Raw genomic sequence first — 22,484 nt, 5'->3', positions numbered from 1 at the left:
GGAACCTCGCCTAGAACGGCTCGAAGTCGTCGTACTCCTTCTCCGATTCGTCCCGCTCGGCCTGCTTGTCGCGGCGGCGCTGGGCGGCGGGGCGAGGGGCCTCGAGGCGGTGGTCCTCGCCACGGCGGCCGAGCATCTCCGCACCGGCCATGACCGTCGGCTCCCAGTCGAAGACGACCGCGTTCTCCTCGGGGCCGATGGCGACGCCGTCGCCCGAGCGGGCGCCCGCCTTCATCAGCTGCGCCTCGACACCGAGACGGTTGAGGCGGTCGGCGAGGTAGCCGACGGCCTCGTCGTTGTTGAAGTCGGTCTGACGCACCCAGCGCTCCGGCTTCTCGCCGCGCACGCGGAAGAGGCCGTCCTCCTCCTGCGCCACGGTGAAGCCGGCGTCGTCGACCGCCTTCGGGCGGATGACGATCCGGGTCGCCTCCTCCTTGGGCTTCGCGGCACGCGCGGCGGCGACCATCTCGGCGAGCGCGAAGGACAGCTCCTTCAGACCCATGTGAGCGACCGCCGACACCTCGAACACGCGGTAGCCGCGGCGCTCCAGGTCGGGGCGGACCATCTCCGCGAGGTCCTTGCCGTCCGGCACGTCGATCTTGTTCAGGACGACCATGCGCGGACGGTCGTCCAGGCCGCCGTACTGCTTCAGCTCCTCCTCGATGATGTCGAGGTCGGAGATCGGGTCGCGCTCGGATTCGAGGGTGGCCGTGTCCAGGACGTGCACGAGCACGCTGCACCGCTCCACATGGCGCAGGAACTCCAGCCCGAGGCCCTTGCCCTGGCTCGCGCCGGGGATGAGACCGGGCACGTCCGCGATGGTGTAGACGGTCTCACCCGCGGTCACCACGCCCAGGTTCGGGACAAGGGTCGTGAACGGGTAGTCCGCGATCTTCGGCTTGGCGGCGGACAGGACCGAGATGAGCGAGGACTTGCCTGCGCTCGGGTAACCCACCAGGGCGACGTCGGCGACGGTCTTCAGCTCCAGGACGATGTCCTGGAGGCCGCCGGGCACACCGAGCAGCGCGAAGCCGGGCGCCTTGCGGCGGGCCGAGGCCAGCGCCGCGTTGCCGAGGCCGCCGCGGCCGCCCTCGGCGGCGACGTAGGAGGTGCCCTGTCCGACGAGGTCCGCGAGGACGTTGCCCGCCTTGTCGAGCACGACCGTGCCGTCCGGCACGGGCAGGATCAGATCCTGGCCGTCCTTGCCGGAGCGGTTGCCGCCCTCGCCGGGCTTGCCGCTGGTGGCCTTGCGATGGGGTGAGTGGTGATAGTCGAGCAGCGTGGTGACGGACTGGTCGACGACCAGCATCACGTCACCGCCACGGCCGCCGTTGCCGCCGTCCGGGCCGCCTAGCGGCTTGAACTTCTCCCGGTGTACGGAGGCACAGCCGTGACCTCCGCTACCCGCGGCGACGTGCAGCTCGACGCGGTCCACGAAGGTGGTCATGTGGGGTGCCTCCAGCACTTCGGTTACTTCTGTACGTACGGAATGTCTCTTACGTAACACGCGAAAGGCGGACCCGCTTCCCGTGGGGGAAGTGAGGTCCGCCTCGCGAAGAACTCTGTTCTACGGAGCCTGGGCCCCGAGGCACTGGATCCGGTCCGCGTGGAACCGGCTCAGCCTCGACGGGACTGGGTCAGGCGACCGGAACGATGTTCACGACCTTGCGGCCACGGTGCGTGCCGAACTCGACCGCACCGGCGTCCAGCGCGAACAGCGTGTCGTCCTTGCCACGGCCGACACCGTTGCCGGGGTGGAAGTGGGTGCCACGCTGGCGGACCAGGATCTCACCGGCGTTGACGGTCTGACCGCCGAAGCGCTTCACACCGAGCCGCTGAGCGTTGGAGTCGCGACCGTTCCGAGTGGACGATGCGCCCTTCTTGTGTGCCATGTCTCAGTCCCTACCCTTACTTCGCAGCCGCGGGGATCTCAGTGACCTTGATCGCCGTGTACTGCTGGCGGTGGCCCTGACGACGGCGGTAGCCGGTCTTGTTCTTGTAGCGAAGGATGTCGATCTTCACACCCTTGTGGTGGTCCACGATCTCGGCCTGGACCTTGATGCCCGCGAGGACCCAGGGGTCGCTCGTCACGGCTTCGCCGTCGACAACGAGCAGGGTCGAGAGCTCGACCGTGTCGCCAACCTTGGCGGTGGGAATCTTGTCAACCTCAACGATGTCGCCGACAGCAACCTTGTGCTGGCGACCACCGCTGCGCACGATGGCGTACACGCGGATCTCTCTTTCGCTCGGAACGGACCCCGCAGTCCAGCCGCCGACTCGCGCGAGCGGCCTCTCCCGGAGCGTGGAGCACGAAGCTCGCGGCACCAGGAGGAAGAGGTTTACGGGGGTGTGACGCGTCAGGGGACACGCCGACGGTCAAGGTTACGGGGCCCGGCTTGAGGGGTCAAACCGGGCCCCGGGGCGCGCTGCCGGCGGTCGGCCCGCACGGTCGCCGCGCACCCCCGATGTGCCCGTAGGACGCGGTACGCCTCCAGGAGCGCACGTCACAGGCGGTACGCCTTCACCCGTATGCTCCCCAACCGAACCCGGACACCGAAAGGCAGACAAGTGAACTACAGGGTCCAGCCCAGCGCCCAGGTCGACGAGACCGCCGAGATCGGCGCGGGAAGCAGCGTCTGGGACCTCGCGCAGATCCGTGACGGCGCCCGCCTCGGCGAGGGCTGTGTGATCGGTCGCGGCGCGTACGTCGGCTCGGGCGTCCGCATGGGAGACAACTGCAAGCTGCAGAACTACGCGCTCGTCTACGAGCCCGCCGAACTCGGTGACGGCGTCTTCATCGGTCCGGCCGTGGTCCTCACCAACGACCACAACCCGCGCTCCGTGGACCCCGAGGGCAAGCAGAAGCGCGGCGGTGACTGGGAAGCCGTCGGCGTGAAGATCGCCGACGGCGCCTCGATCGGTGCCCGCGCGGTCTGCGTCGCGCCGATCACCATCGGCCGCTGGGCCATGGTCGCCGCCGGTGCCGTCGTCACCAAGGACGTGCCGGACTTCGCCCTCGTCGTCGGCGTTCCCGCGCGACGGGTCGGCTGGGTCGGCAGGGCCGGCGTCAAGCTGGTCGAGCACCCGAGCGAGGCCGACGTCTGGGAGTGCCCGCAGACCGGCGGCGTTTACGAGGAGAAGGACGGCACCCTCGTCGAACGGAATGCCTGAGGCCGGGCGGACCGGCTGAACGCCGTCCCGTGCGTCGGGGAAGCGGGTCCTCCCCCGCTCTCCCGGCTCACGGTCGGACGTTGCGGTGACCGCCGAGCAGCAACCGGTCGACATCACCGCGTACGACGGTCCAGTCCCAGCGGGCGAGCGCGTGCTCGGCGGCCGCCTGGCCCTCCTTCAGCCAGGTCTCCTCGGTGGCGGTGACCTCGAGGATCCGCCGGGCCGCCTCCTCCGGCGTGCCGACGACCCACTCCGGGGGGAAGAGGGTACGGGCGCCGTTGTCCGCGTCCGCGAAGAACGGCCAGTCACGGACGACGGGAACGGCACCGCTGGCCGCGCCCTCGACGAGCGCGCAGTGGAAGCTCTCCCGCACCGACGTGCTGAGGATCGTGCCGATCTCCTCCAGGACGCCGGGCACGTCGTCGGTCTGTCCGATGCGGCGGACCGCGCCCGACGGCTCGAGCTTCGCCAGGTCCCGCTCCAGCCGGTCGTGGTAGCGCCGTACGGCCGGGCTGCTCTCGGTGTTCAGGCCGCCGCCGACAAGCAACAGCCGATAGCGGTCGTCGTGCCGACGCAGCAGCCGCAGGACCTCGACCGCCCAACGGGGGTCCTTGGCGATCTGCCCGATGCCCACCAGGCCGAGGGTGAACCGCGCGTCCGGACGCTTCGGCCGCCGGTACGGGATCAGTTCCATGGCGTTGGGGATCACCGACAGCCGGGGCGCGTCCTCGGCCAGCAGCCGCGGTACCGCGGCCGTCGTCAGATCCCGTACATGGGCGCCGACGAAGACCAGGTCGTCGACGCGCGAGAAATCCATGATGTGCGGCCAGTAGCTGAACGCCTCGAAGCTGTGCAGCCGGACGACCACCCGGGTGGTGCCCGGATCGACCAGGGTCACGAAGGCCGCGCCGAGCGAGCACCAGTCGACGAAGACCGTGTCGGCCCAGTCGAGGTGGGGTCGCAACGCCTGCTCGACCGCCCGCCCGTAGTCGGCCTGGCCCCCCACGGCACGCGCCATCATCCGCCCCAGCCCCTTGGCCAGGGGCGCGAGATCCGGGTCGGCGGCCAGGTCCAGGGTCCGGACCTCGACGTCGGGATGCCCCTCGTAGCGGTCGGTGATGAGCGGGAGGAAATTCGCGTTGGCCCGGTTGACGATGAGCAGCCGAAGCGGCCGGTCGGCGGGCAGGGGGGCGGCGGGCTCCGTACGACCACGCGGCTTCGTAATCGCCCGAAGGGCACGGCTGCGATGCAGCGCGGCCGTGAAGCCCTGCGGGTCCTCGGCCAGTGGCGAGGTCAGCCCGTCCAGGTGGGGCACGCGATGGAACGCCAGCATCAGCGCCTTGGCGGCCGACGCGGTCGCGGCGGCTTTGTTCCCCTGCTTCGACAGCGTGTCCGCGCACGCGAGTTCGGCCGCGTAGGCGGCCCTGAGGCGGCGGGGAGCGAGGCCGTGGGAGAGTTCCAGCTCAGCGGCCTCGGCCAGCAGGTCGGCCTTCAGCCTGCGCTCCGGGACACGGTGGGCCAGCACGTTCAGCAGCCGCGCCCCGAGGACCGGCGCTCCCGCCCTGGCCAGGCCTGAGCTCACCGGGCGGGCGAGGCCGATCAACTGCTCAGCGGGTATCCGTGGCAGCGGCATAGCGTAGCTCCAGCTCTGTCACCGGAACCGATGCCCAGTGACGGTCGACGACGAGGGGCAGGCCAAGAACGACAGGCGTCCACATCAGGACGCCGAGACGGTCGGCCTCCTGGACGAGCGGATGGGCCGCGACCACACACGCGCCGGTGAACGCGGTGGCGAGAGCGAGCAGGCCCAGGCCGTTGCCGTAACGAACCAGCGCCCAGGCCGCGACGGCCGTGAGGACCAGAAAGTACGGCATCCCGGCCTGCTGGGCGCTCCAGTCCCGCCCGAACCGGACGGCGAGAGTCAGCAGCGCGCTCCAGGGGTCGGCGATCTCCGGAGTGTCGAAGTGATGGGTGAAGGTGTCCTGAAGGGTGACCTGTGAGGAAGCCAGGCCGAGAATCCGCATCGCGGCGGCAACCCCACCGGCCGCCGCCACGGAGCACACGGCGAGGACGGCCGTCCCCCGGTGACGCGACGGGCGGTTGCGACACAGAGCCCAGGTCGCGGCCGTGCCGAGTACCACCGCGAGCACCAGGACCGAGGAGTAGCGGGTGATCCCGCCGGCCGTGTACCCGAGGGCCACCAGGGCCGTGCCTTTCCCCAGGGACCGGCCCCTGAGCAGCAGCAGACCGCCCCAGAGCACGCAGAGAACGCACACCGTGAAGAGCCCCTCGCCCAGAGCCTGGGCGCTCCACCAACCGAGCGGTGTGGCGAGGAACGCCACCTGGCCGACGACGGCGGCCCGCCGGTTCAGCCCCGCGCAGCCGAGCAGCCCGAACACGAGCAGCGAGCCCCCCGCGGCCAGGAGCACTCCCAGCAGCCGCATCCCCTTGAGCACCCCGAAGGTCCCCACGAACGGCGCGGCGAGCAGGGGGTAGCCCGGCCTTCCGGAGAAGACGGCCTGGTACCGGGGGTCTCCGGTGGTGACGTCGGGGGCGTCGATCCACCGGTCGAGGCAGGCACGCTCGGCAGCGGTCCTGAGGGTGTGCCGGCTCTCGTGGACCGTCGGCTGTAGCAGCTCGTCGTGCGCCGTGCGATCGGCGCGGCTGGCACAGAAGGCGGCGAGCGCCGTGCGGTGTGCCTCCTCGCGCGAGGAGCCGAGATACTGCTCGGCCGCCCGCGCGTACCGGTAGGAATCCGGGAAGAACGTCCACCGAGGCCCCGCGACGAGCTGGAACACCGCGTACAGCACACAGACCGACAACGCCAGAAGGGACCGGCTGCGTCGCGCACGGGCGGCGATCCGTGCGACGGAGGGTGGGGTGACGGCGGTGAGGACAGCGGGCACGTGAGGATCCTGAGCGGTGAGCGGCCAGACCCGGCAATGTGGCCGGGGCCGGATCATACGACGACTTCCATGTGACCAGTTCCTGAACCACTGGCGAAAGGGCCGCGCACCGCGGAGCATGCCCGACCGAGGGCGAGGAGGCCGCCCGCACGAAGGCGCCCCGCTCCCGCACCGTATGCTCACCCGGCGCGGCCGAACACCGCGAGGCGACGAAGTGGCCTGCACGGAAACGGCGTACGCGGGCAGCAGCGAGGGGGAGGCAGTGTCCCAGAGCCATGTCGGTGTGCCGGCTCAGCCGGAGGTGCCGGAATCGCGACGATCCGATGAGCGCGGACCGGGTGCCCCGGCCACGGCGCCCCCGCGGGAGCGGGCCTCCAGGCTCTACGCACTGGACGCGCTGAGGGTCGTGGCGGCGCTCTCCGTGCTCCTCTTCCACTTCACCGGAGTGGACGCGGCGACGAAGGCGAACTGGGGCGCCAACCCCAAGGACCTGTTCCCCTGGCTCTTCCCCGTCGCCTCGTACGGCTCCTACGGCGTGCAGCTCTTCTTCATCATCAGCGGCTTCGTCATCTGCATGTCCGCCTGGGACCGGACGCCGGGTCAGTTCGTGCAGGCCCGCTTTCTGCGCCTGTTCCCCGCCTACTGGTTCTCGGTCGTCGTCGCCTTCCTCGTCTGGCGAGGACTCCCCGACGGCGCGCGCAAGGCCCCGAGCATCAGCGATTCGCTGACCGACCTCACGATGTTCCAGGTACCGCTCTCCGCACGGCACCTCGTCGGTGCCTACTGGACGCTCTGGGTGGAGCTCACCTTCTACCTCGTCTTCCTGGTCGTCCTCTGGAAGGGCCTGAACTACATCCGGGTGTCCGTCTTCTGCTGGCTGTGGCTGCTCGCGAGCATCCTGGTGCAGCAGGACGACGTGCCCCTGCTCGGGATCTTCGCCCAGCCGCTGAACACGGCGCTGTTCGTCTCCGGCATAGCGATGTACCTGATGTACCGGTTCGGTCCGGACCTCAAGCTCTGGGGCCTGCTGGGCGCGAGCTGGCTTGTGATGCAGAGCGACCTGGTCCAGCACGCCGACCACCTGCGTCACGACAAGGGCATGGACCGCGACCCGTACATCGCGCTCGCCCTGGTCACCGTCTTCTATCTGTTGGTCCTCGGGGTCGCCCTGCACAGACTCGACCGCATCGGCTGGAAGTGGCTGGCCACGGCCGGCGCTCTGGTCTACCCGCTGTACCTCCTCCACGAGGAACTGGGCTGGGCGATCATCCGCACGCTGTACGGGCATGTGGGGGCATGGGCCACGCTGGGCATCACGGCGGTGCTGCTGCTCGTGCTGTCGTGGCTCGTCCACCGATGCGTGGAGAAGCCGTCCCAGCGATGGCTGCGCACCACCCTGGAGAAGGAGTCCCGCGGACGCGCGGCGGCCGACCGCGGCTGACCGCGAACCTGACAAAGGCCCGTCCGGGCGTACCGGACGGGCCTTTGTCGTGCGGGGGAGGTGTCAGCCGCCGATGACGACCCGGCGGACGCCCTTCCATGCCTCCGGGTCGGTCGTACGGCGTCCGTCGACCAGGACCGTGACGTCCGGCAGGTCCGCCGGGACCAGCGTCCGGTACTCGGCGTGGTCGGCCTGCAGGATCGCCGCGGTGACCTTCTCACCGGCGTGCGGCGGCAGACCGTGTGCCGACAGTTCCTCGGCCGTGTACATCGGGTCCGAGACGAACGGGACGGCGCCACGGGCCCTGAGCGCCTCGACGGTCGGGAAGACGCCGGAGAAGGCCGTCTCCTTCACGCCGCCGCGGTAGGCCGCGCCCAGCACGAGGACGTTCGCCCCGGTCAGGTCGCCGTAGGCGGCCGCCAGCAGGTCCACGGCGTACTCCGGCATGGCCGCGTTCGCCTCACGGGCGGAGCGGACGACGGTCGCGGACGGGTCGTTCCACAGGTACATCCGCGGGTAGATCGGGATGCAGTGGCCGCCGACGGCGATGCCCGGCTGGTGGATGTGGCTGTACGGCTGCGAGTTGCAGGCCTCGATGACCTTCTTCACGTCGATGCCGTTGCTGTCGGCGAAGCGCGCGAACTGGTTGGCCAGGCCGATGTTGACGTCGCGGTAAGTGGTCTCGGCGAGCTTGGCGAGCTCGGATGCCTCGGCGGTGCCCAGATCCCAGACGCCGTTCGGCTGCGGCAGGTCGGCGCGCTCGTCGAAGTCGAGCACCTGCTCGTAGAACTCCACACCGCGGGCGGTCGACGCCTCGTCGATGCCGCCGACCAGCTTGGGGTAGCGGCGCAGGTCGGAGAAGACCCGGCCGGTGAGGACCCGCTCCGGCGAGAAGACCAGGTGGAAGTCCTCGCCCGCGGTCAGGCCCGAGGCCTCGGCCAGCATCGGCGCCCACCGGGTGCGGGTGGTGCCGACCGGCAGCGTGGTCTCGTAGGAGACGAGCGTGCCCGGCTTGAGGCCCTGGGCGATGGCCTTCGTCGCGGAGTCCATCCAGCCGAAGTCGGGCGTGCCTTCGACGTCGACGAACAGCGGGACCACCACGACCACGGCCTCGGACTGCGCGACCGCTTCCGCGGTGTCCGTCGTCGCGCTCAGCAGCCCGGCCTCGACGGCCTGCTTGAGCTTGACGTCCAGGTCGTGCTCACCGGGGAACGGCTCGATGCCGGCGTTGACCAGCTCGACGACCTTCTCGTTGACGTCCGCGCCGACGACTCGGTGCCCCTTGGACGCGAACTGCACGGCCAGCGGAAGCCCGATCTTGCCGAGGGCTACTACACAGATGTTCATGGACGGTCGCTACTTCCTTTTCGAACGGCTCGTGGGGGAACCGGTCGGCTTCGGGCCGGCGGATACGGATTTCAGTCGCCGGGCGAGGGCCGACTTCGCCCGGGAGGCCAGTGACGGCTTCGGCGGGTACAGCGGACCCGTGGTGATCACCACGCGGCCCTTGGGATTCACCATCGCCCGCGCGTAGTACGGGTCCTCGTAGGCGCCCCAGCGGCGCGCCAGCGGCATGGGCTTGCCCTTGCCGCGCACGGGGATCTCATAGGTCGAACCGGCGACGTCGAGGTAGACCCGTGCGCCCAGTTTGACCGAACTCCGCTCGAGCGGGATGCGCGCGCGCAGCACCGTGGCAGCGCCGTCGTCGGCGAGCTCGGTCGTGAAGGCGCCCACAGGAGCGGGGAGTTCGTGGCCCTTGGGGAGCCTTCTGGCTTTGGGCTTGTCCGCGGACGCGGGCATGGCGCCCTGGGCGAGACGCAGGACGGCTCCGTCGACGTCGCCGAGGACCGGCAGCCGGAGGGTGGCCGTGTAGGTGATCCCGTCGCCCTCCTGCTCCCAGGTGGAGGCGAGCAGCTCCGTGCCCTGTGCGAGACGGCCGGGGACGGCCTCCCCGACGAGCTCGTAGCAACGGTCGGACAGGCCGATGCGGGGATCGCGGAAGCCCGGGTAGCGGGCGTAGGCGCGCTCGCCCTCCACGACGAACGGCGGTGCCCCGTTCGCCTTCTCCGCGCTGATCGCCTCGGACAGCTCGTCGACCGCGCCGGCCCGGGCCAGGCAGATACGCACCCGGCGCTTGACGTCCATGGCGTCACGGATGCCGTCGGTCAGGTAGGCGTCGGCGAGCCGCCCGACGCCCGCGCAGAGCTCACGCTGGAGCTCCGCGTCGAGCCCGGGGAAGTCGTCCTGGACGAGCTTGGCCACTTCCCAGGTGAAGTGCCGGCGCAGTACGGCGTCGCGCTCCGGGCCCGCCTCGAGGAGACCGGCCGTGAAATCCATGATCTCCACGGCGCACCGCAACCGCGCCAGATGGTCGGCGCGGTAGGTGATGTTGCTGGCGTCGCCCCGCTTCACCGCGTAGTAGCAGGTGTAGTCGGCCACCACGGAGATCTTCCGCGCACGCACGCAGGCCTCGATGGTGAACGGCTGGTCACTGCCCACGGGCAGGTGCTCGGGGAAGCGCAGCTTGTGCTGTTCGACCATGTCGCGCCGGAACAGTTTGGTGTTGGCGAGCGTCCACGGCAGGGCGGAGTCCGTGAGGCCCACGTCCGGGTTGTTCTCCTTGTAGAGAGCCTGGTGGACGTACCGGCCGTTCGTTCCGACCATCTTGCCGACGACGACATCGGAGCCGTGCTCGTCGGCGCAGGCCACCATGCGCTCCAGCGCTTCCTCGCCGAGGTAGTCGTCGGAGCCGATGAAGTAGACGTAGCGGCCCGTGGCGATGTCCAGCGCGCGGTTGCTCGGGGCGGCCGGACCACCGGAGTTGGCCTGGTGAAGCACCTTGACGGTGCCCGGGTAACGCTCCGCGAAGCGGTCGAGTTCGGCACCGCTGTCGTCGGTGGAGCCGTCGTCGACCGCGACGATCTCCAGCCGGTCCCGGCCGATGCTCTGCCCGATCAGGGAGTTCAGGCACTCCGTCAGATAGGGCATGGTGTTGTAGACCGCGACGACGACGCTGACGTCGGGGGACGCGCTCATGATCTCTCCTTCGAAGTCTCCGGGACCAGACCGGTGTACAGCGCGTCCAGGACACCGGCCTGCGCCTCCCAGGTCCAGGTGTCGAGCAGCCCCGGCTTGTCGTAGGCGGCCTTGTACTTCTCCGGGTCGGCGAGCACGGCCTTGACGGCGCGTACGAGGTCGGCGACGTCCTCGGCCCTGCAGATCTCGCCCTGGCCCGTCGAGCGGGTCATCTCGGACATGGTCCTGACATCGCTCACCACCAGCGGCAGCCGGGCGTGCGAGTACTCGAAGAACTTCGTGATCAGCGCGATCTCATGGTTCGGCCAGTGGTGGATGGGGATGCAGCCGACATCCGCCGCGGACAGGAAGCGCACCACCTGCCAGTGCTTGACGTAGGGAACGGCGTGCAGACGGTCGCCGACACCGAGCTCCTGCGCACGGCTCAGCAGGCTCTGGATGTAGGCGGCCGCCGGAGACGGGACGACGAACGCCATGTGGACGCCGTCCAGTCCGGGCAGTGCCTCCACCATGTCGCCGAGGCCACGCTGCGGGCCGGGCGAGCCGCTGTAGACGACCAGCGGTACATCCGGGCCGATCCCGCACAGCTCGCGCAGATCCGGCTCCGGCTCGACGTCCTCGATCGCCGGGTCCCGTTCCACGGGACGGTCGGGCGCGTTGAGAACGACAGTCGGCTGCTCCTTGAGCCCGTGCCGCTCCCGCAGCAGGTCGCCCAGCCCCTCGGAGACGGTGACCACGGCGTCGGCGAACGGGGCGTACTCGCTCTCGTGCGCCGTGTTGCCGGGGATCCAGTGGGCGTTGTCCTCCCAGGGCCGCACACCGGGCAGGAACTCGTGCGCGTCCCACACCAGCTTGACCGAGCGGCCCGCGGCACGCGCCCGTACGGTCGCGCGGGCGCCCACCCCGAGCATCCGGAAGTCGTTCGCGTGGATCAGGTCGGGCTTGAGGGCGTCGATCTCCTTGCCGTACGTCAGCTCGTAGTCCCACAGCACCGGTTCGAGGCGGCGCCAGGCCCGCCTGCCCTTGACGCCCTTCCAGACCGCGGTGAAGGCACGGTCGAGCGGGCCGCGCAGGGCACGGCCGGCCTTCTGTGCCTGCCCGGCCTGGCGGGCGCGGAACTCGACCCACTTCTGCATGAGCCTGGAGACCGGGCCGGCGACGGTCAGGCGGACCTTCTCGGCCTTCCGGAACAGCGGGGTGCCGACCGCGGCGGGCGCCACCTTCAGCGCCGCCCGCCGGGTGGACAGATCGACCCGCCACGCCTTGACCCATTGACGACGGTAGGCGGCCATCGGACCCGGCGGGTAGGCGAACGGGCGGCGCAGCGGTGAGCGGTGCCGATCCGCGTGCCGCTTGGACAGCGGGGTCTTCAGCGGCAGCAGCCTGACCTCGGCGTCCCCGAGCTTCCAGGTGCGCCCGCCGCCGGACCGGACAAGACCGAGCAGCACCACGTCCCAGCCGGCTGCCGCGGCGGACTCGGCGGCCTTCTGCACCCGCGAGTCGCCGTCGACCTTGTTGTCGACCAGCATCACGACACGGCCCTTGGCCGGGCGCGACGCGTCGGCACTCTGCGCTTCCATAAACAGCCTTTCTGAACCGGTCACTTCAGGAAATCGCTCAGGACCTGCACGGTCCAGCTTCCGTCGTGGTAGGTGCGGGCGAACTCGACGGACCGCCGGCCGATCCGTGCCGTGCCCTCCCGGTCGGCGACGAGGGACCGGATGACCTCACGGAGGGTGTCCGGGGTCGCGTTGACGATGGGCAGGGCGCCCTCCGTCGCGGCCGCCACTCCGTCGCTGATGTACGCGACCACGGGCTTGCCCGCAGCCATCGCCTCCACCGCGAACGTGCCGTAACTGCCGGTCGTGAACTGGTCGAGCACCAGGTCACAGCTCTGCACCAGCTGACGCATCTCCGCCCACGGAATGCCTTCGGCGAGCCTGAACTCGATGAGGCCCTCGTCATGGAGTTCGGTGAGCACCGGCATGATCCGGTCCGTGCCCTTGGTCCACCGCTTCGACGGAGCGTGCAGCACCAGCGGGCACTCACGCTCCATGACCGGACGGTCGGTGGCCCAGCTCTCGACGTCCACGACCAGTGGCGCCCAGGTGGCGGTCGGCAGGTCTTCCAGAAGGTCCGGCGTGGTGACGTACAGCGGCAGCCCCGCCTCCTTCGCGATCCGCCTGTTCAGCTCGGCCTTCGCCTGGAGCTTCTCCACGATGCCCTCGGGGGCGTCGTGGAACAGCGAGAACTCGTGGCGTGCCATGTGACGGGCCGGGTGACGGATGTCGCTGCCGTGGGCGAGCAGCGCCACCTTGATCCGCGCCTGCTTGAGCGCGTCGAGATCACCGGCGACGGACTTGCCGTTGAGATGGCCGAAGACGGGCATGAAGGCGTCGACGAGAAGGTGCGTGTAACGGCCTACGATCCGCTCCACCTGCTGGAGCTGGACGCTCAGCTCACGCATCCGGGTCGTGTCCACGTACACGTCGGCCGGGTAGTCGAAGGACTCCGGCCGCTTGTTCATCACGACCTCGACGGACACGTCCGGGTCGACACGCGTGATCGCCTGGGCGTACGCGGCCCCCTGGCCCGCGTAGTTGGCCGGGCCGAGGCCCAGCCTGACACGGGTGTCGCCGAGCCTTCGCCACGCCGGCTGCCCGTCGGCACCGACGGCCTCCACGGTCCGTACGGCGTCGGGGGTCTCCTGCACGGTCCAGGAAACCTCCGGCCGCGGGCCGGGCGGGGTCTTCTTCGACAACTCGCGGTACAGCTGGAGCAACCTGCCGCTCTGCGACTCCCAGGACAGGTCCGTGCGGACCTCCTCCGTGATCGCGGCGGCGAGCTTGTCACGGTTGTCCATGGCCCGTGCGGCGGCCGCGGCGAAGGTCTTCGGATCGTCCCAGGTCCACACCTCACCCAGGCCGTGCTCCTCGACGTACGCCTTGATGACCTTCACGTCGCTGGTGACCAGCGGCAGCCCTGCCTGGAGGTACTCGGAGACCTTCGTGGGCAGCGACACCTCGCAGTTGGGAACGCGCTTGAAGGGCGTGAGGCCGAGGTCCGCGGACGAGAGGTAGTCGGCGACCTCGTGCTGCGGCACGTAGGGCACCAGGTGGACCCGGTCACGCACACCGAGGGTCTCCGCCTGGGCGATCAACTCCTCGAGAAGCGGGGTCGTCCGGCCCACCACCAGAGCGAGATGGAAGCCGGGGAGCTCGGGCAGGCCGTCGATGACGGCGTCCACCCCGCGTTCACGGCCGATCCAGCCCGAGTAGACCATCAGCGGCACCTCGGGACCGAGACCGCAGGCCTCACGGACCGATGAGGCGGACCGGCCCGCGCCGATCACCTCACGGACCGGTGAGTTGCCCACGACCAGCGGCAGCTCGGCCAGGTCCTGGTCGTCCCTGAGGAGTTCCGCCATCTGTGTGGAGACGGTGACGACAGCGTCGGCGCGGCCGATGAACTCGGCCTCCAGCGCGGGCAGCGCGTAGGCCTGCCGGGCGTTGGGCCACTCCACGCCCTTGATGTACTCGTGCGCGTCGTACAGCCAGGCGCACGTGCGGCCCCGAGCCCGCAGCCGGGCGACGCTCAGCGCCGCGGTGGCGATCGTCGTCACGTCGTTGGCGTGAATGACGTCCGGCTCGATCTCCTCGATCACCGGGCCGAACGCGAGGTCGAGATCGACCACTTGCGGCCAGTCGCGGCGCCAGTCGCCCACCGGAGCCGGGTCCTTGGGCCGACGGCGCTGCTCCCACTTGAACGCCCGGACCCGCAGCCGGTGCACGGACCGGCGGGCTCGCAGCGCCGCCTTGATGGACGTACGACGCGGGGAACCCGCCCAGCTGCTCTCGGCGGACTTCTGACGGACCCAGGCCCGGTAGGCCGCCGTATAGCGGTTCAGGGCCGCCTGGTCCTGGAGCTGGAACTGTGTCGCGGCCGCTCGCAGGGGACGGCCCTTGCGAGCGTTCACCCCGCGCAGGAAGTCCGCACCGACGGGAACCCGGATCACGTCGATCGGGCCCATCTTGGAGCGCTGGACCCGCTTGGTGTCGCTCCGGCCGATCAGGGTCACGTCCCAGCCGTCTCGCGCCGCCGCGACCGCGGTCTTCTGGACGCGGGAGTCGCCCGTGATGCCGTTGGCCACGATGACCGCGAGCCTCGGCCTGCGGGCAGGGGATTCCATTGCTTGCTTCCTCCGGGTGGGACAGGAATTCCGCCCCCTGCGCCCAAGGGGGCCGGGGGCCACCACCGACGTGAGTCGGAGATGCTCAGACGGCTCCGCAGCTGTCGCGGTCGAGAAGGACCGTGCTGCCGTCCAGCGCCGACTCGAGCACGGCCGCCGCCACCTCCACCGTCCGCGTGCCCTGGCGCAGGGTGCAGATGTCGGCGGGCTTGCCGAGCACGGCGTCGCGGAACAGCTCGTGTTCGACGAGGAGCGGCTCGCGCTTCGGGATGGCGTAACGGATCATGTCGCCCTCGGAGACGCCACGGAAGGCCTGGAGGGCCTCCCATTCCGTCGCCATGGCGGAGTTGGAGTGGAACGTCAGGTCGGCGGTGAGGGTGTCGGCGATGAAGCAGCCGCGCTCGCCGGTGACCGAGGTGAAGCGCTCCTTGAGCGGGCTCAGCCAGTTGACCAGGTGGTTGACCATCGTGCCGTCGTCGAGGCGGCCGACGGCGGAGACCATGTCCTCGTGCTCGCGGCCGCTCTTGGAGACGGTGTGCGCGGCGATGGAGACGTACTCGCGCCCGGTCACCCAGCCGGTGAGGTCGATGTCGTGGGTGGCGAGGTCCTTGACCACGCCGACGTCCGCGATGCGGTGCGGGAAGGGACCCTGGCGGCGGGTGACGACCTGGTAGACGTCACCGAGCTCGCCGGCCTCCAGCCGGGCGCGCAGCGAGCGCAGCGCCGGGTTGCACCGCTCGATGTGACCGACCCCGGCGACCAGGCCGCGCGACTCGAACGCCTCGACGAGACGGTGTGCGCCCTCCACGGTGTCGGCGACCGGCTTCTCGATCAGCGCGCAGACACCGGCCTCGGCGAGCTGCATGCCGACCGGCTCGTGCAGCGCCGTGGGGCAGGCCACGACGGCGTAGTCGATGCCGAGGCCGATGAGCTGCTCGACGGTGTCGAGGACCGGCACGCCCTGGGCGGCGCCGAACTTGTCGCCCATCGGGTCGACGACGGCGACGAAGTCGACGCCCTCCAGCCCGGCCAGGACGCGGGCGTGGTGACGCCCCATGGAACCAAGGCCGACGAGTCCGGCCCGCAGGTTGTTGCCGCTGCTCACAGCTGGGCCCCCAATGCGTTCACGGCGGACACGATGCGCTCCAGGTCCCCGGCGGACAGCCCCGGGTGGACGGGGAGCGAGACGACCTCGGCGGCGGCGCGCTCCGTCTCCGGCAGGTCCCAGACGCGACCGGCCTTCTGATCCGGCTCCCAGTACGGCTTCAGCCGGTGGATCGGCGTCGGGTAGTACACGGCGTTGCCGATGCCCGCCTGGGTCAGGGCCGCCATGGCGGCGTCACGGTCGCCCCGGACACGCACGGTGTACTGGTGGAAGACATGGCGCGCGCCCTCGGCGACGCTCGGCGTGACTACGGACGGCGCGCTGATGTGCTCCGTCAGGTACGCGGCGTTGGCGATGCGCTGCTCGGTCCAGCCGTGCAGCTTGGCGAGCTGCACCCGGCCGATGGCGGCGGAGACGTCCGTCATGCGGACGTTGGCGCCGACGATCTCGTTGGCGTAGCGCTGCTCCATGCCCTGGTTGCGCAGCAGGCGCAGGGTACGGGCGATCTCCGCGTCGGCGGTGGTGACCATGCCGCCCTCGAGGCTGTGCATGTTCTTGGTCGGATAGAAGCTGAACGTTCCCGCGTTGCCGAAGGCGCCGACCGGCGTTCCGTGCAGGGCGGCCGCGTGCGCCTGGCAGGCGTCCTCGACGACGGCGAGTCCGTGCAGCTCGGCGATCGCCATGATTTGGTCCATGGCCGCGGGGTGGCCGTAGAGGTGGACCGGCATGATCGCGGCGGTGCGCGGCGTGATGGCCGCCTCGACCGCCGCCGGGTCCAGACAGAAGCTGTCCGCCTCGATGTCGGCGAAGACCACGTCGGCGCCGACGAGGCGTACCGCGTTGGCGGAGGCCGCGAAGGAGAACGACGGCACGATGACCTCGTCGCCCGAGCCGACGCCCAGCGCGAGCAGCGTCAGGTGCAGTGCGGACGTACCGGAGTTGACGGCGACACAGTGCCGTCCGTCCACCACGTCCGCGAACTCGGCCTCGAAGGCGGCGACCTCGGGGCCCTGGACGACCCGGCCGCTGCGCAGTACGCGCACCGCGGCTTCGATCTCCTCCTCGCCGATCACGGGTCGTGCGGCGGATATCAGCTCATGGGCGTCGCTCATCGACATCCCCTCCTCATCGGCGACCTCTCGGGCGCACCACTTTGTGCACGGGTCGGGAAGGAACGGTGTCGAGCGTGGCACGTCCGCATCCCTGGAAGTCCGCCGACGACTTGCGACGGCGATCGTTTCCCGCGAGACCCCGCCCCCTGGGGCACCTCGCGTGGTCTACGGCCCGCATGTCACCAGCAGCCGAGTCCGCGGTCAGATTACCAGCAGAAGTGCAAAGCTTTTCCTCAGGGTTACGACAAGGAAACCTTGGGTTGACGTGCCGTCCATCACAGGATTCGCCACAGGTGACCGTATCCGCGGCCCGGCTGCGGCGAACTCACCGGCGACGCGGGGAACGAGGAAGCGCGGGGCACCGGTCGTCCGGTGCCCCGCGCTTCGCTACGCGATCCGGAGCTCAGTCCTCCGTCGTCGCCGAGACCGACGGCGCCGTCTGCTCGGCGGCCGCCGTGGACTTCTTGACGGCGGTCTTCTTCGCCGTCGCCTTCGTGGCCGTGGCCTTCTTCGCCGCGGTCTTCTTGGCGACGGTCTTCTTGGCCGTCACGGTCTTCTTGGCGACGGTCTTCTTCGCCGTCGTCTTCTTGGCGGCCGTCTTGCGGGCGGCCGTCTTCTTGGCCGGGGCCGGAGCCTCGGCGTCCACACCGGCGTCGGCCGCCGTGTCGGCCGCCTGGTCACCCCCGGTCTCGCCGACCGGCTCGGCCGCCACCGTCGGGACGACCACGACGGCCGCCTCCTCGGACGCGGTGGGCGCGGTGGCCTTGCGGACGGCGCGCCGACGCGGGCGGGCCGGAGCCGCGCTCTCGGCGGGCGTCTCGGCGGGCGCTTCGGCGGCCTGCTCGGCCGGGGTCTCCGGCGCGGGCGCCGCGACCGGCTCCGTGACCGTGACCGCGGCCTCCTCCGCCGCCTTCGGTGAACCGGCCGGAGCCGACACCTTCCGCGTCGCACGGCGCCGCGTACGGCCCTTGGGAGCGGCCTCGTCCTCGACGGCGGGGGCGGGCGCGGGCTCCGTCACCTCGACGGTCCCGGCCACCGGGGCCTCGACCGCGGGGGCCTCGACGACCGGGTCCTCGACCGCGACCGGCTCGGCCTCGGCGGCCTCGCGGGAAGCCCGCTCGGCCCGCTCCTCGCGCCGGCTCCGGGGAGCACGCTCCTCGGCCTTCGGCGCACCCGCGGGGGCCGAGGCACGCCGGGTGGCGCGGCGCCGCGACCGGCCACGGGACGCGGCGGCCTCCGCCTCGGCGGCGCTGCTGTAGAACTCCTCGTCGGCCCGGAACTCCGACACGGGCTGCGCCGGCGCGGCGGCCTCGGCGGCGACCTCGGCCTCGGACTCCGCCGTCTCCGGCTCCTCCGCCGCCTCGTACGTCTGCTCGTGGTCGTGGTCGTGCTCGTGCACCTGCTCGGCGCCGCCACGGCCGCGCTTCTTGCGCTTGCCGCCGCCGCCGACGGAGCTGGGCTGCTCCATGTGGACGATCACACCGCGGCCGTTGCAGTGGACGCAGGTCTCGGAGAAGGACTCCAGCAGACCCTGGCCGACCCTCTTGCGGGTCATCTGGACGAGGCCGAGCGAGGTCACCTCGGCCACCTGGTGCTTCGTACGGTCGCGTCCCAGGCACTCCAGGAGGCGCCGCAGCACCAGGTCCCGGTTGGACTCCAGGACCATGTCGATGAAGTCGATGACGACGATGCCGCCCAGGTCGCGCAGCCGCAGCTGGCGCACGATCTCCTCGGCCGCCTCCAGGTTGTTCCTGGTGACGGTCTCCTCGAGGTTGCCGCCCTGGCCGGTGAACTTGCCGGTGTTGACGTCGACCACGACCATCGCCTCGGTCTTGTCGATCACCAGCGAACCGCCGCTGGGCAGCCAGACCTTGCGGTCCAGCGCCTTCATCAGCTGCTCGTCGATGCGGTACGTCGCGAAGACGTCGACCTCGGAGGTCCACTTCGAGAGCCGGTCGGTCAGGTCGGGCGCCACGTGCGCCACGTAGCCGTGGATGGTCTCCCACGCCTCGTCGCCGCTGACGATGACCTTGGAGAAGTCCTCGTTGAAGATGTCGCGGACGACGCGGACGGTCATGTCCGGCTCGCCGTAGAGCAGCGTCGGGGCGTTGCCGCTCTTCGCCTTCTTCTGGATGTCCTCCCACTGCGCCTGCAGACGCTCGACGTCACGGCTCAGCTCGTCCTCGCTCGCGCCCTCGGCGGCGGTGCGCACGATGACGCCCGCGTCCTCGGGGACGATCTTCTTGAGGATGGTCTTCAGACGCGCGCGCTCGGTGTCGGGCAGCTTGCGGCTGATGCCGGTCATCGAGCCCTCGGGCACGTAGACCAGGTAGCGGCCGGGCAGGGACACCTGGCTGGTGAGGCGGGCGCCCTTGTGGCCGATCGGGTCCTTGGTGACCTGCACGAGGACCGACTGGCCGGACTTCAGGGCGGCCTCGATGCGGCGCGGCCCGTTGGCCATGCCGAGCGCCTCGAAGTTGACCTCACCGGCGTAGAGGACCGCGTTGCGGCCCTTGCCGATGTCGATGAAGGCGGCCTCCATCGACGGCAGCACGTTCTGGACCTTGCCCAGGTAGACGTTGCCGACGTAAGAGGTCGACTGCTCCTTGTTGACGTAGTGCTCGACGAGCACGTTGTCCTCGAGGACGCCGATCTGGGTGCGCTCGCCGCTCTGGCGGACGACCATCACGCGCTCGACGGCCTCACGGCGGGCCAGGAACTCGGCCTCGGTGATGATCGGAACACGGCGGCGGCCCTGCTCGCGCCCTTCACGGCGGCGCTGCTTCTTCGCCTCCAGGCGGGTGGAGCCCTTGATGGACTGCACCTCGTCGCTCGGGTGGTCGTCCTTCTTGCCGCGGGGCTCACGGACCTTGACGACGGTGCGCTCGGGGTCGTTGTCGGTGGACTCGGCGTCCGTGCCGGAGTCACCGGCGCGACGACGGCGACGGCGACGGCGACGGCTGCTGCTGGAGCCGCCCTGCTCCTCGCGCTCGTCCGCGTCCTCGGCGTCCTCCGCGTCCTCGGCCGTCTGCTCGGCGGTGTCCTCGGTGTCCTGCGCGGCCTGCTCGGCGGCGTACTCGTCGTCACCGGCCTCGCCGTCCGCGTCCGCGGACTCGCCACGGCGACGGCGACGGCCACCACGGCGGCGGCGACGGCGCGAACCGGCCGACTCCTCCTCGTCGGACTCGTCACCCTCGACGGCGTCCTCGGCGGACTCGTCGCTCTCCTCCGCCTCGTCGACGTCCTCGACGGGGGCGGCCTGTACTGGGGCGGCCACGGGCTCGTCCTCGACGGCCCGGCGGCGACGGCGACGGCGTCCGCCGGTCGTCTCCTCGGCGGCGGCGACGGGCTCGGGGACCTCGGTGACCTCGGCGACCTGGGTCACCTCGTCGGCCTCCGGAGCCTCCACGGCCTCCTCCGCCGCTTCGGCGGCAGCCGCGGCCGCGGCCCGCTCCGGCGTCTGGAACATCGGCTCGGTGAACACGGGCGCCTGGAAGACGGCGACGGCCGGACGCGCGGGGCGACGGCCGGACTCGGTCTCCTTCGGCGCGGGGGCGGAGAAACCGACGGCGGCCTTGCGGGTCGCGCGGCGGCGGCCACGGCGCGGGGCAGCGTCCTCCGCGGACTCCGTGGTCTCGACGGCTTCGGCGGCCTCGGCGGCGGTGCTCCCGCCGGACGGCCGGGTCTCGCTGGGCTGGGTCTCGCTGGACACGGGCGCCTCCACACGCTCGTCGGCGGTGTCGCCCTCGGGCGCACCGGCGGGTGCGGAGACGCGCCGGGTGGCGCGACGTCGGGTGGTACGACGGGGCGCGGCGTCGTCGGCGGGCGCCTCGGCCTCGGCGGGCACCGGCTCCGCCACGGCTTCGGCCGGCGCGACGATCTCGGCGGCCTCGGCGCCGGTGGCGGCCTGGGGCGTACCGGTCGGCGCGGAGGCGCGCCGGGTGGCACGGCGGCGCGGACGGGCGGCGGGCGCGGTCTCGTCGGCGGCCTGCTCGGTCCGGTCCTCCACGGCGGGGGGCTGCGCTTCCGGGGCGGGAGCCACGGTCCCGGCCGGCTCCGCCGCCTCGGCGGCCTCTGCCGTCACGGGAGCGCCGGCGGGCGCGGAAGCCCGGCGGGTGGCACGACGGCGGCTACGGCGCGGAGCGGTTTCCTCGGCGTCGGTGTCCTCGGCGCCGGTGCTGTCGGCCGGGGTCGGATCGGCGACGGCCTCGGCCGCCGCTGCCACCACAGTCTCCTCGGCCTCTTCGGCCTCGGCGGCCTCGGCGGATGCCACCGGCGGTATGGCCGGCGCGGTGGTCTCGGCCACGGCCGCTGATTCGGCCGCGCCCGTGGGCGGGCCGGCGGGACGCGACGCCGCACGGCGGCGGCGCCGCGGCGGCAGGGTGTCGCTGGGGGTGTTGTTGGTGTCGGAGCCCGTGGAGGGCTCAGTGGGTTCGGTCGGCTCGAGCATGCGGGTGGATCTCCCGTCAGGCTCCCGGGCGCCGCGCCTGGTCCGGCAGTGCCGGTGACGTCCGCGGCTCGCGCGATGCGCGGTGCCGCCGTCCGGGGCGCGGGCGCCGCACGGGAGCTCTCTGTGTCCTGTCTCACCGGTTCCGTACGCCATGTGTGCGTACGGCCTGGCGAAAGTCTTCTGGTGGGTGCGCTGCCCGACCCAGGTGGCTCCCGGATACGAGGGCGGCGCTACGACATCCGTCCCTACGCGGGACCTTCCTTACGCCGACGCCTTCGCGGCGGCAGCTGTGGCGGCCCCTGTGCGATCGGCTGGAGCGGCCGTGACTGCCTCGCGGTCGGGCGCGAGCGGGTCGGTCACCGTGCCGGTCTCTTCATCGAACAGCCCCTGCGCCAGCCTGGTCACCGCTGCGGCGACCGGCGGCGCCAGGTCGGCCACGGCGCGAAGACCGGACAGGACGTCGTCGGGTCGAACGGCAGGCGTCACGTGCCGAACAACCAGCCGCAGTATCGCACAGGGCTGGTCCGTCGGCCTATCAGCCTGTGCGGTGTGCGCCTCCAGGCTCGCCACCGCGCTGCGGGCGTCGAAGGTGCGCATCCCGTTCTTGGTCCTGCGCTGGACCTCCACGGCGTCGGCCGCGGTGAAGGCGGCGACCGCGCGCTCCGCGTCCTCGGGCGCCACGCCGTCGAGGCGCAGCTCCCACACGGACGCGGTGAGCCGCTCGGCGAGACCCGAGGTGCGGGCCTCGACCGCCTCGATGATGTCGAGCCCCACGGGCATCGACTCGTCGAGGAGCTCACGCAGCTTCTCCGGGTCACGCGCCGCCGTGAGCGCGATCTCCAGATACTCCGCCTCACTGCCCGTGCCGGTGGGTGCGGCATTGGCGTACGACACCTTCGGGTGCGGCGTGAACCCCGCCGAGTAGGCCATCGGCACCTCGGCACGGCGCAACGCACGCTCGAAGGCGCGCTGGAAGTCACGGTGGCTGGTGAACCGGAGGCGGCCGCGCTTGGTGTAGCGCAGTCGGATGCGCTGCACCGCGGGTGCGGGCGGCGGGCCTTCGGGCTGTCGCTT

General features: G+C 71.2%; 15 protein-coding genes. 2 read left to right on the top strand and 13 right to left on the bottom strand.

The window, feature by feature from the left end; all coding sequences use genetic code 11:
- Window positions 1-10: 10 nt before the first annotated feature.
- The 3 genes from obgE to rplU form a co-directional block, all read right to left on the bottom strand.
- Window positions 11-1,447, bottom strand: coding sequence for a GTPase ObgE (gene obgE, locus ACFVTC_RS07415; protein ID WP_390124898.1), 1,437 nt, complete (start codon window positions 1,445-1,447; stop codon window positions 11-13).
- 190 nt (window positions 1,448-1,637) lie between these two features.
- On the bottom strand, window positions 1,638-1,892 hold the full coding sequence (gene rpmA / locus ACFVTC_RS07410; protein ID WP_161306244.1) for a 50S ribosomal protein L27: 255 nt from the start codon (window positions 1,890-1,892) through the stop codon (window positions 1,638-1,640).
- Between the two features lie 16 nt (window positions 1,893-1,908).
- On the bottom strand, window positions 1,909-2,229 hold the full coding sequence (rplU, locus tag ACFVTC_RS07405) for a 50S ribosomal protein L21 (protein ID WP_164320786.1): 321 nt from the start codon (window positions 2,227-2,229) through the stop codon (window positions 1,909-1,911).
- A 339-nt stretch (window positions 2,230-2,568) separates the two neighbouring features.
- Here rplU and ACFVTC_RS07400 point away from each other — a divergent pair, with 339 nt between their 5' ends.
- Complete coding sequence (locus tag ACFVTC_RS07400) at window positions 2,569-3,171, top strand: acyltransferase (RefSeq protein ID WP_390124894.1); 603 nt, start codon at window positions 2,569-2,571, stop codon at window positions 3,169-3,171.
- A 67-nt stretch (window positions 3,172-3,238) separates the two neighbouring features.
- Here ACFVTC_RS07400 and ACFVTC_RS07395 read toward each other — a convergent pair whose 3' ends face one another.
- Window positions 3,239-4,804, bottom strand: coding sequence for a glycosyltransferase (locus ACFVTC_RS07395; protein WP_390124892.1), 1,566 nt, complete (start codon window positions 4,802-4,804; stop codon window positions 3,239-3,241).
- Entirely contained in the window at window positions 4,779-6,077 is a 1,299-nt protein-coding gene (locus tag ACFVTC_RS07390; RefSeq protein WP_390124889.1) for a hypothetical protein, read from the bottom strand. The genes ACFVTC_RS07395 and ACFVTC_RS07390 overlap by 26 nt, the downstream gene beginning before the upstream one ends.
- A gap of 262 nt (window positions 6,078-6,339) precedes the next feature.
- Between ACFVTC_RS07390 and ACFVTC_RS07385 the strand changes: the two genes are divergently transcribed.
- On the top strand, window positions 6,340-7,518 hold the full coding sequence (locus tag ACFVTC_RS07385; RefSeq protein WP_390124886.1) for an acyltransferase family protein: 1,179 nt from the start codon (window positions 6,340-6,342) through the stop codon (window positions 7,516-7,518).
- 63 nt (window positions 7,519-7,581) lie between these two features.
- Here the strand turns inward: ACFVTC_RS07385 and ACFVTC_RS07380 are convergent, their stop codons facing one another.
- The 8 genes from ACFVTC_RS07380 to ACFVTC_RS07345 form a co-directional block, all read right to left on the bottom strand.
- A complete protein-coding gene (locus tag ACFVTC_RS07380; protein WP_390124885.1) occupies window positions 7,582-8,865 on the bottom strand; it encodes a nucleotide sugar dehydrogenase in 1,284 nt (427 codons plus the stop codon).
- A gap of 9 nt (window positions 8,866-8,874) precedes the next feature.
- Complete coding sequence (locus tag ACFVTC_RS07375) at window positions 8,875-10,554, bottom strand: glycosyltransferase family 2 protein (protein ID WP_390124882.1); 1,680 nt, start codon at window positions 10,552-10,554, stop codon at window positions 8,875-8,877.
- Window positions 10,551-12,134 carry a glycosyltransferase family 4 protein gene (locus ACFVTC_RS07370; protein WP_390124880.1) on the bottom strand — a complete coding sequence of 528 codons (1,584 nt, stop codon included), beginning with the start codon at window positions 12,132-12,134 and terminating at the stop codon, window positions 10,551-10,553. The genes ACFVTC_RS07375 and ACFVTC_RS07370 overlap by 4 nt, the downstream gene beginning before the upstream one ends.
- Window positions 12,135-12,154: 20 nt before the next feature.
- Window positions 12,155-14,743, bottom strand: coding sequence for a glycosyltransferase family 4 protein (locus tag ACFVTC_RS07365; protein ID WP_390124878.1), 2,589 nt, complete (start codon window positions 14,741-14,743; stop codon window positions 12,155-12,157).
- Between the two features lie 85 nt (window positions 14,744-14,828).
- Window positions 14,829-15,800: a Gfo/Idh/MocA family protein gene (locus ACFVTC_RS07360; RefSeq protein WP_390125480.1), complete on the bottom strand. Its 972-nt coding sequence runs from the start codon at window positions 15,798-15,800 to the stop codon at window positions 14,829-14,831.
- A 44-nt stretch (window positions 15,801-15,844) separates the two neighbouring features.
- Entirely contained in the window at window positions 15,845-16,960 is a 1,116-nt protein-coding gene (locus ACFVTC_RS07355; RefSeq protein WP_390124876.1) for a DegT/DnrJ/EryC1/StrS family aminotransferase, read from the bottom strand.
- Window positions 16,961-17,363: 403 nt separating this feature from the next.
- Window positions 17,364-21,410, bottom strand: coding sequence for an Rne/Rng family ribonuclease (locus ACFVTC_RS07350; protein ID WP_390124874.1), 4,047 nt, complete (start codon window positions 21,408-21,410; stop codon window positions 17,364-17,366).
- 261 nt (window positions 21,411-21,671) lie between these two features.
- The gene (locus ACFVTC_RS07345) at window positions 21,672-22,448 is read right to left on the bottom strand and encodes a TIGR03936 family radical SAM-associated protein (RefSeq protein ID WP_168528087.1); all 777 of its coding nucleotides are present in this window, start codon (window positions 22,446-22,448) and stop codon (window positions 21,672-21,674) included.
- Window positions 22,449-22,484: the final 36 nt, after the last annotated feature.

The organism is Streptomyces sp. NPDC057950 (genome assembly GCF_042887295.1).
Classification (GTDB): domain Bacteria; phylum Actinomycetota; class Actinomycetes; order Streptomycetales; family Streptomycetaceae; genus Streptomyces; species Streptomyces kaempferi.
Note: the sequence above shows the minus strand (reverse complement) of the source record. Positions and strands in the feature narration are given on the sequence as shown.

Excerpts from the sequence above, each read along its gene's own strand:
- obgE (WP_390124898.1), bottom strand. The coding sequence starts at position 1,447 with ATGACCACCTTCGTGGACCGCGTCGAGCTGCACGTCGCCGCGGGTAGC.
- rpmA (WP_161306244.1), bottom strand. The coding sequence starts at position 1,892 with ATGGCACACAAGAAGGGCGCATCGTCCACTCGGAACGGTCGCGACTCC.
- ACFVTC_RS07395 (WP_390124892.1), bottom strand. The coding sequence starts at position 4,804 with ATGCCGCTGCCACGGATACCCGCTGAGCAGTTGATCGGCCTCGCCCGC.
- ACFVTC_RS07380 (WP_390124885.1), bottom strand. The coding sequence starts at position 8,865 with ATGAACATCTGTGTAGTAGCCCTCGGCAAGATCGGGCTTCCGCTGGCC.
- ACFVTC_RS07375 (WP_390124882.1), bottom strand. The coding sequence starts at position 10,554 with ATGAGCGCGTCCCCCGACGTCAGCGTCGTCGTCGCGGTCTACAACACC.
- ACFVTC_RS07370 (WP_390124880.1), bottom strand. The coding sequence starts at position 12,134 with ATGGAAGCGCAGAGTGCCGACGCGTCGCGCCCGGCCAAGGGCCGTGTC.
- ACFVTC_RS07365 (WP_390124878.1), bottom strand. The coding sequence starts at position 14,743 with ATGGAATCCCCTGCCCGCAGGCCGAGGCTCGCGGTCATCGTGGCCAAC.
- ACFVTC_RS07360 (WP_390125480.1), bottom strand. The coding sequence starts at position 15,800 with ATGGGGCGTCACCACGCCCGCGTCCTGGCCGGGCTGGAGGGCGTCGAC.
- ACFVTC_RS07355 (WP_390124876.1), bottom strand. The coding sequence starts at position 16,960 with ATGAGCGACGCCCATGAGCTGATATCCGCCGCACGACCCGTGATCGGC.
- ACFVTC_RS07350 (WP_390124874.1), bottom strand. The coding sequence starts at position 21,410 with ATGCTCGAGCCGACCGAACCCACTGAGCCCTCCACGGGCTCCGACACC.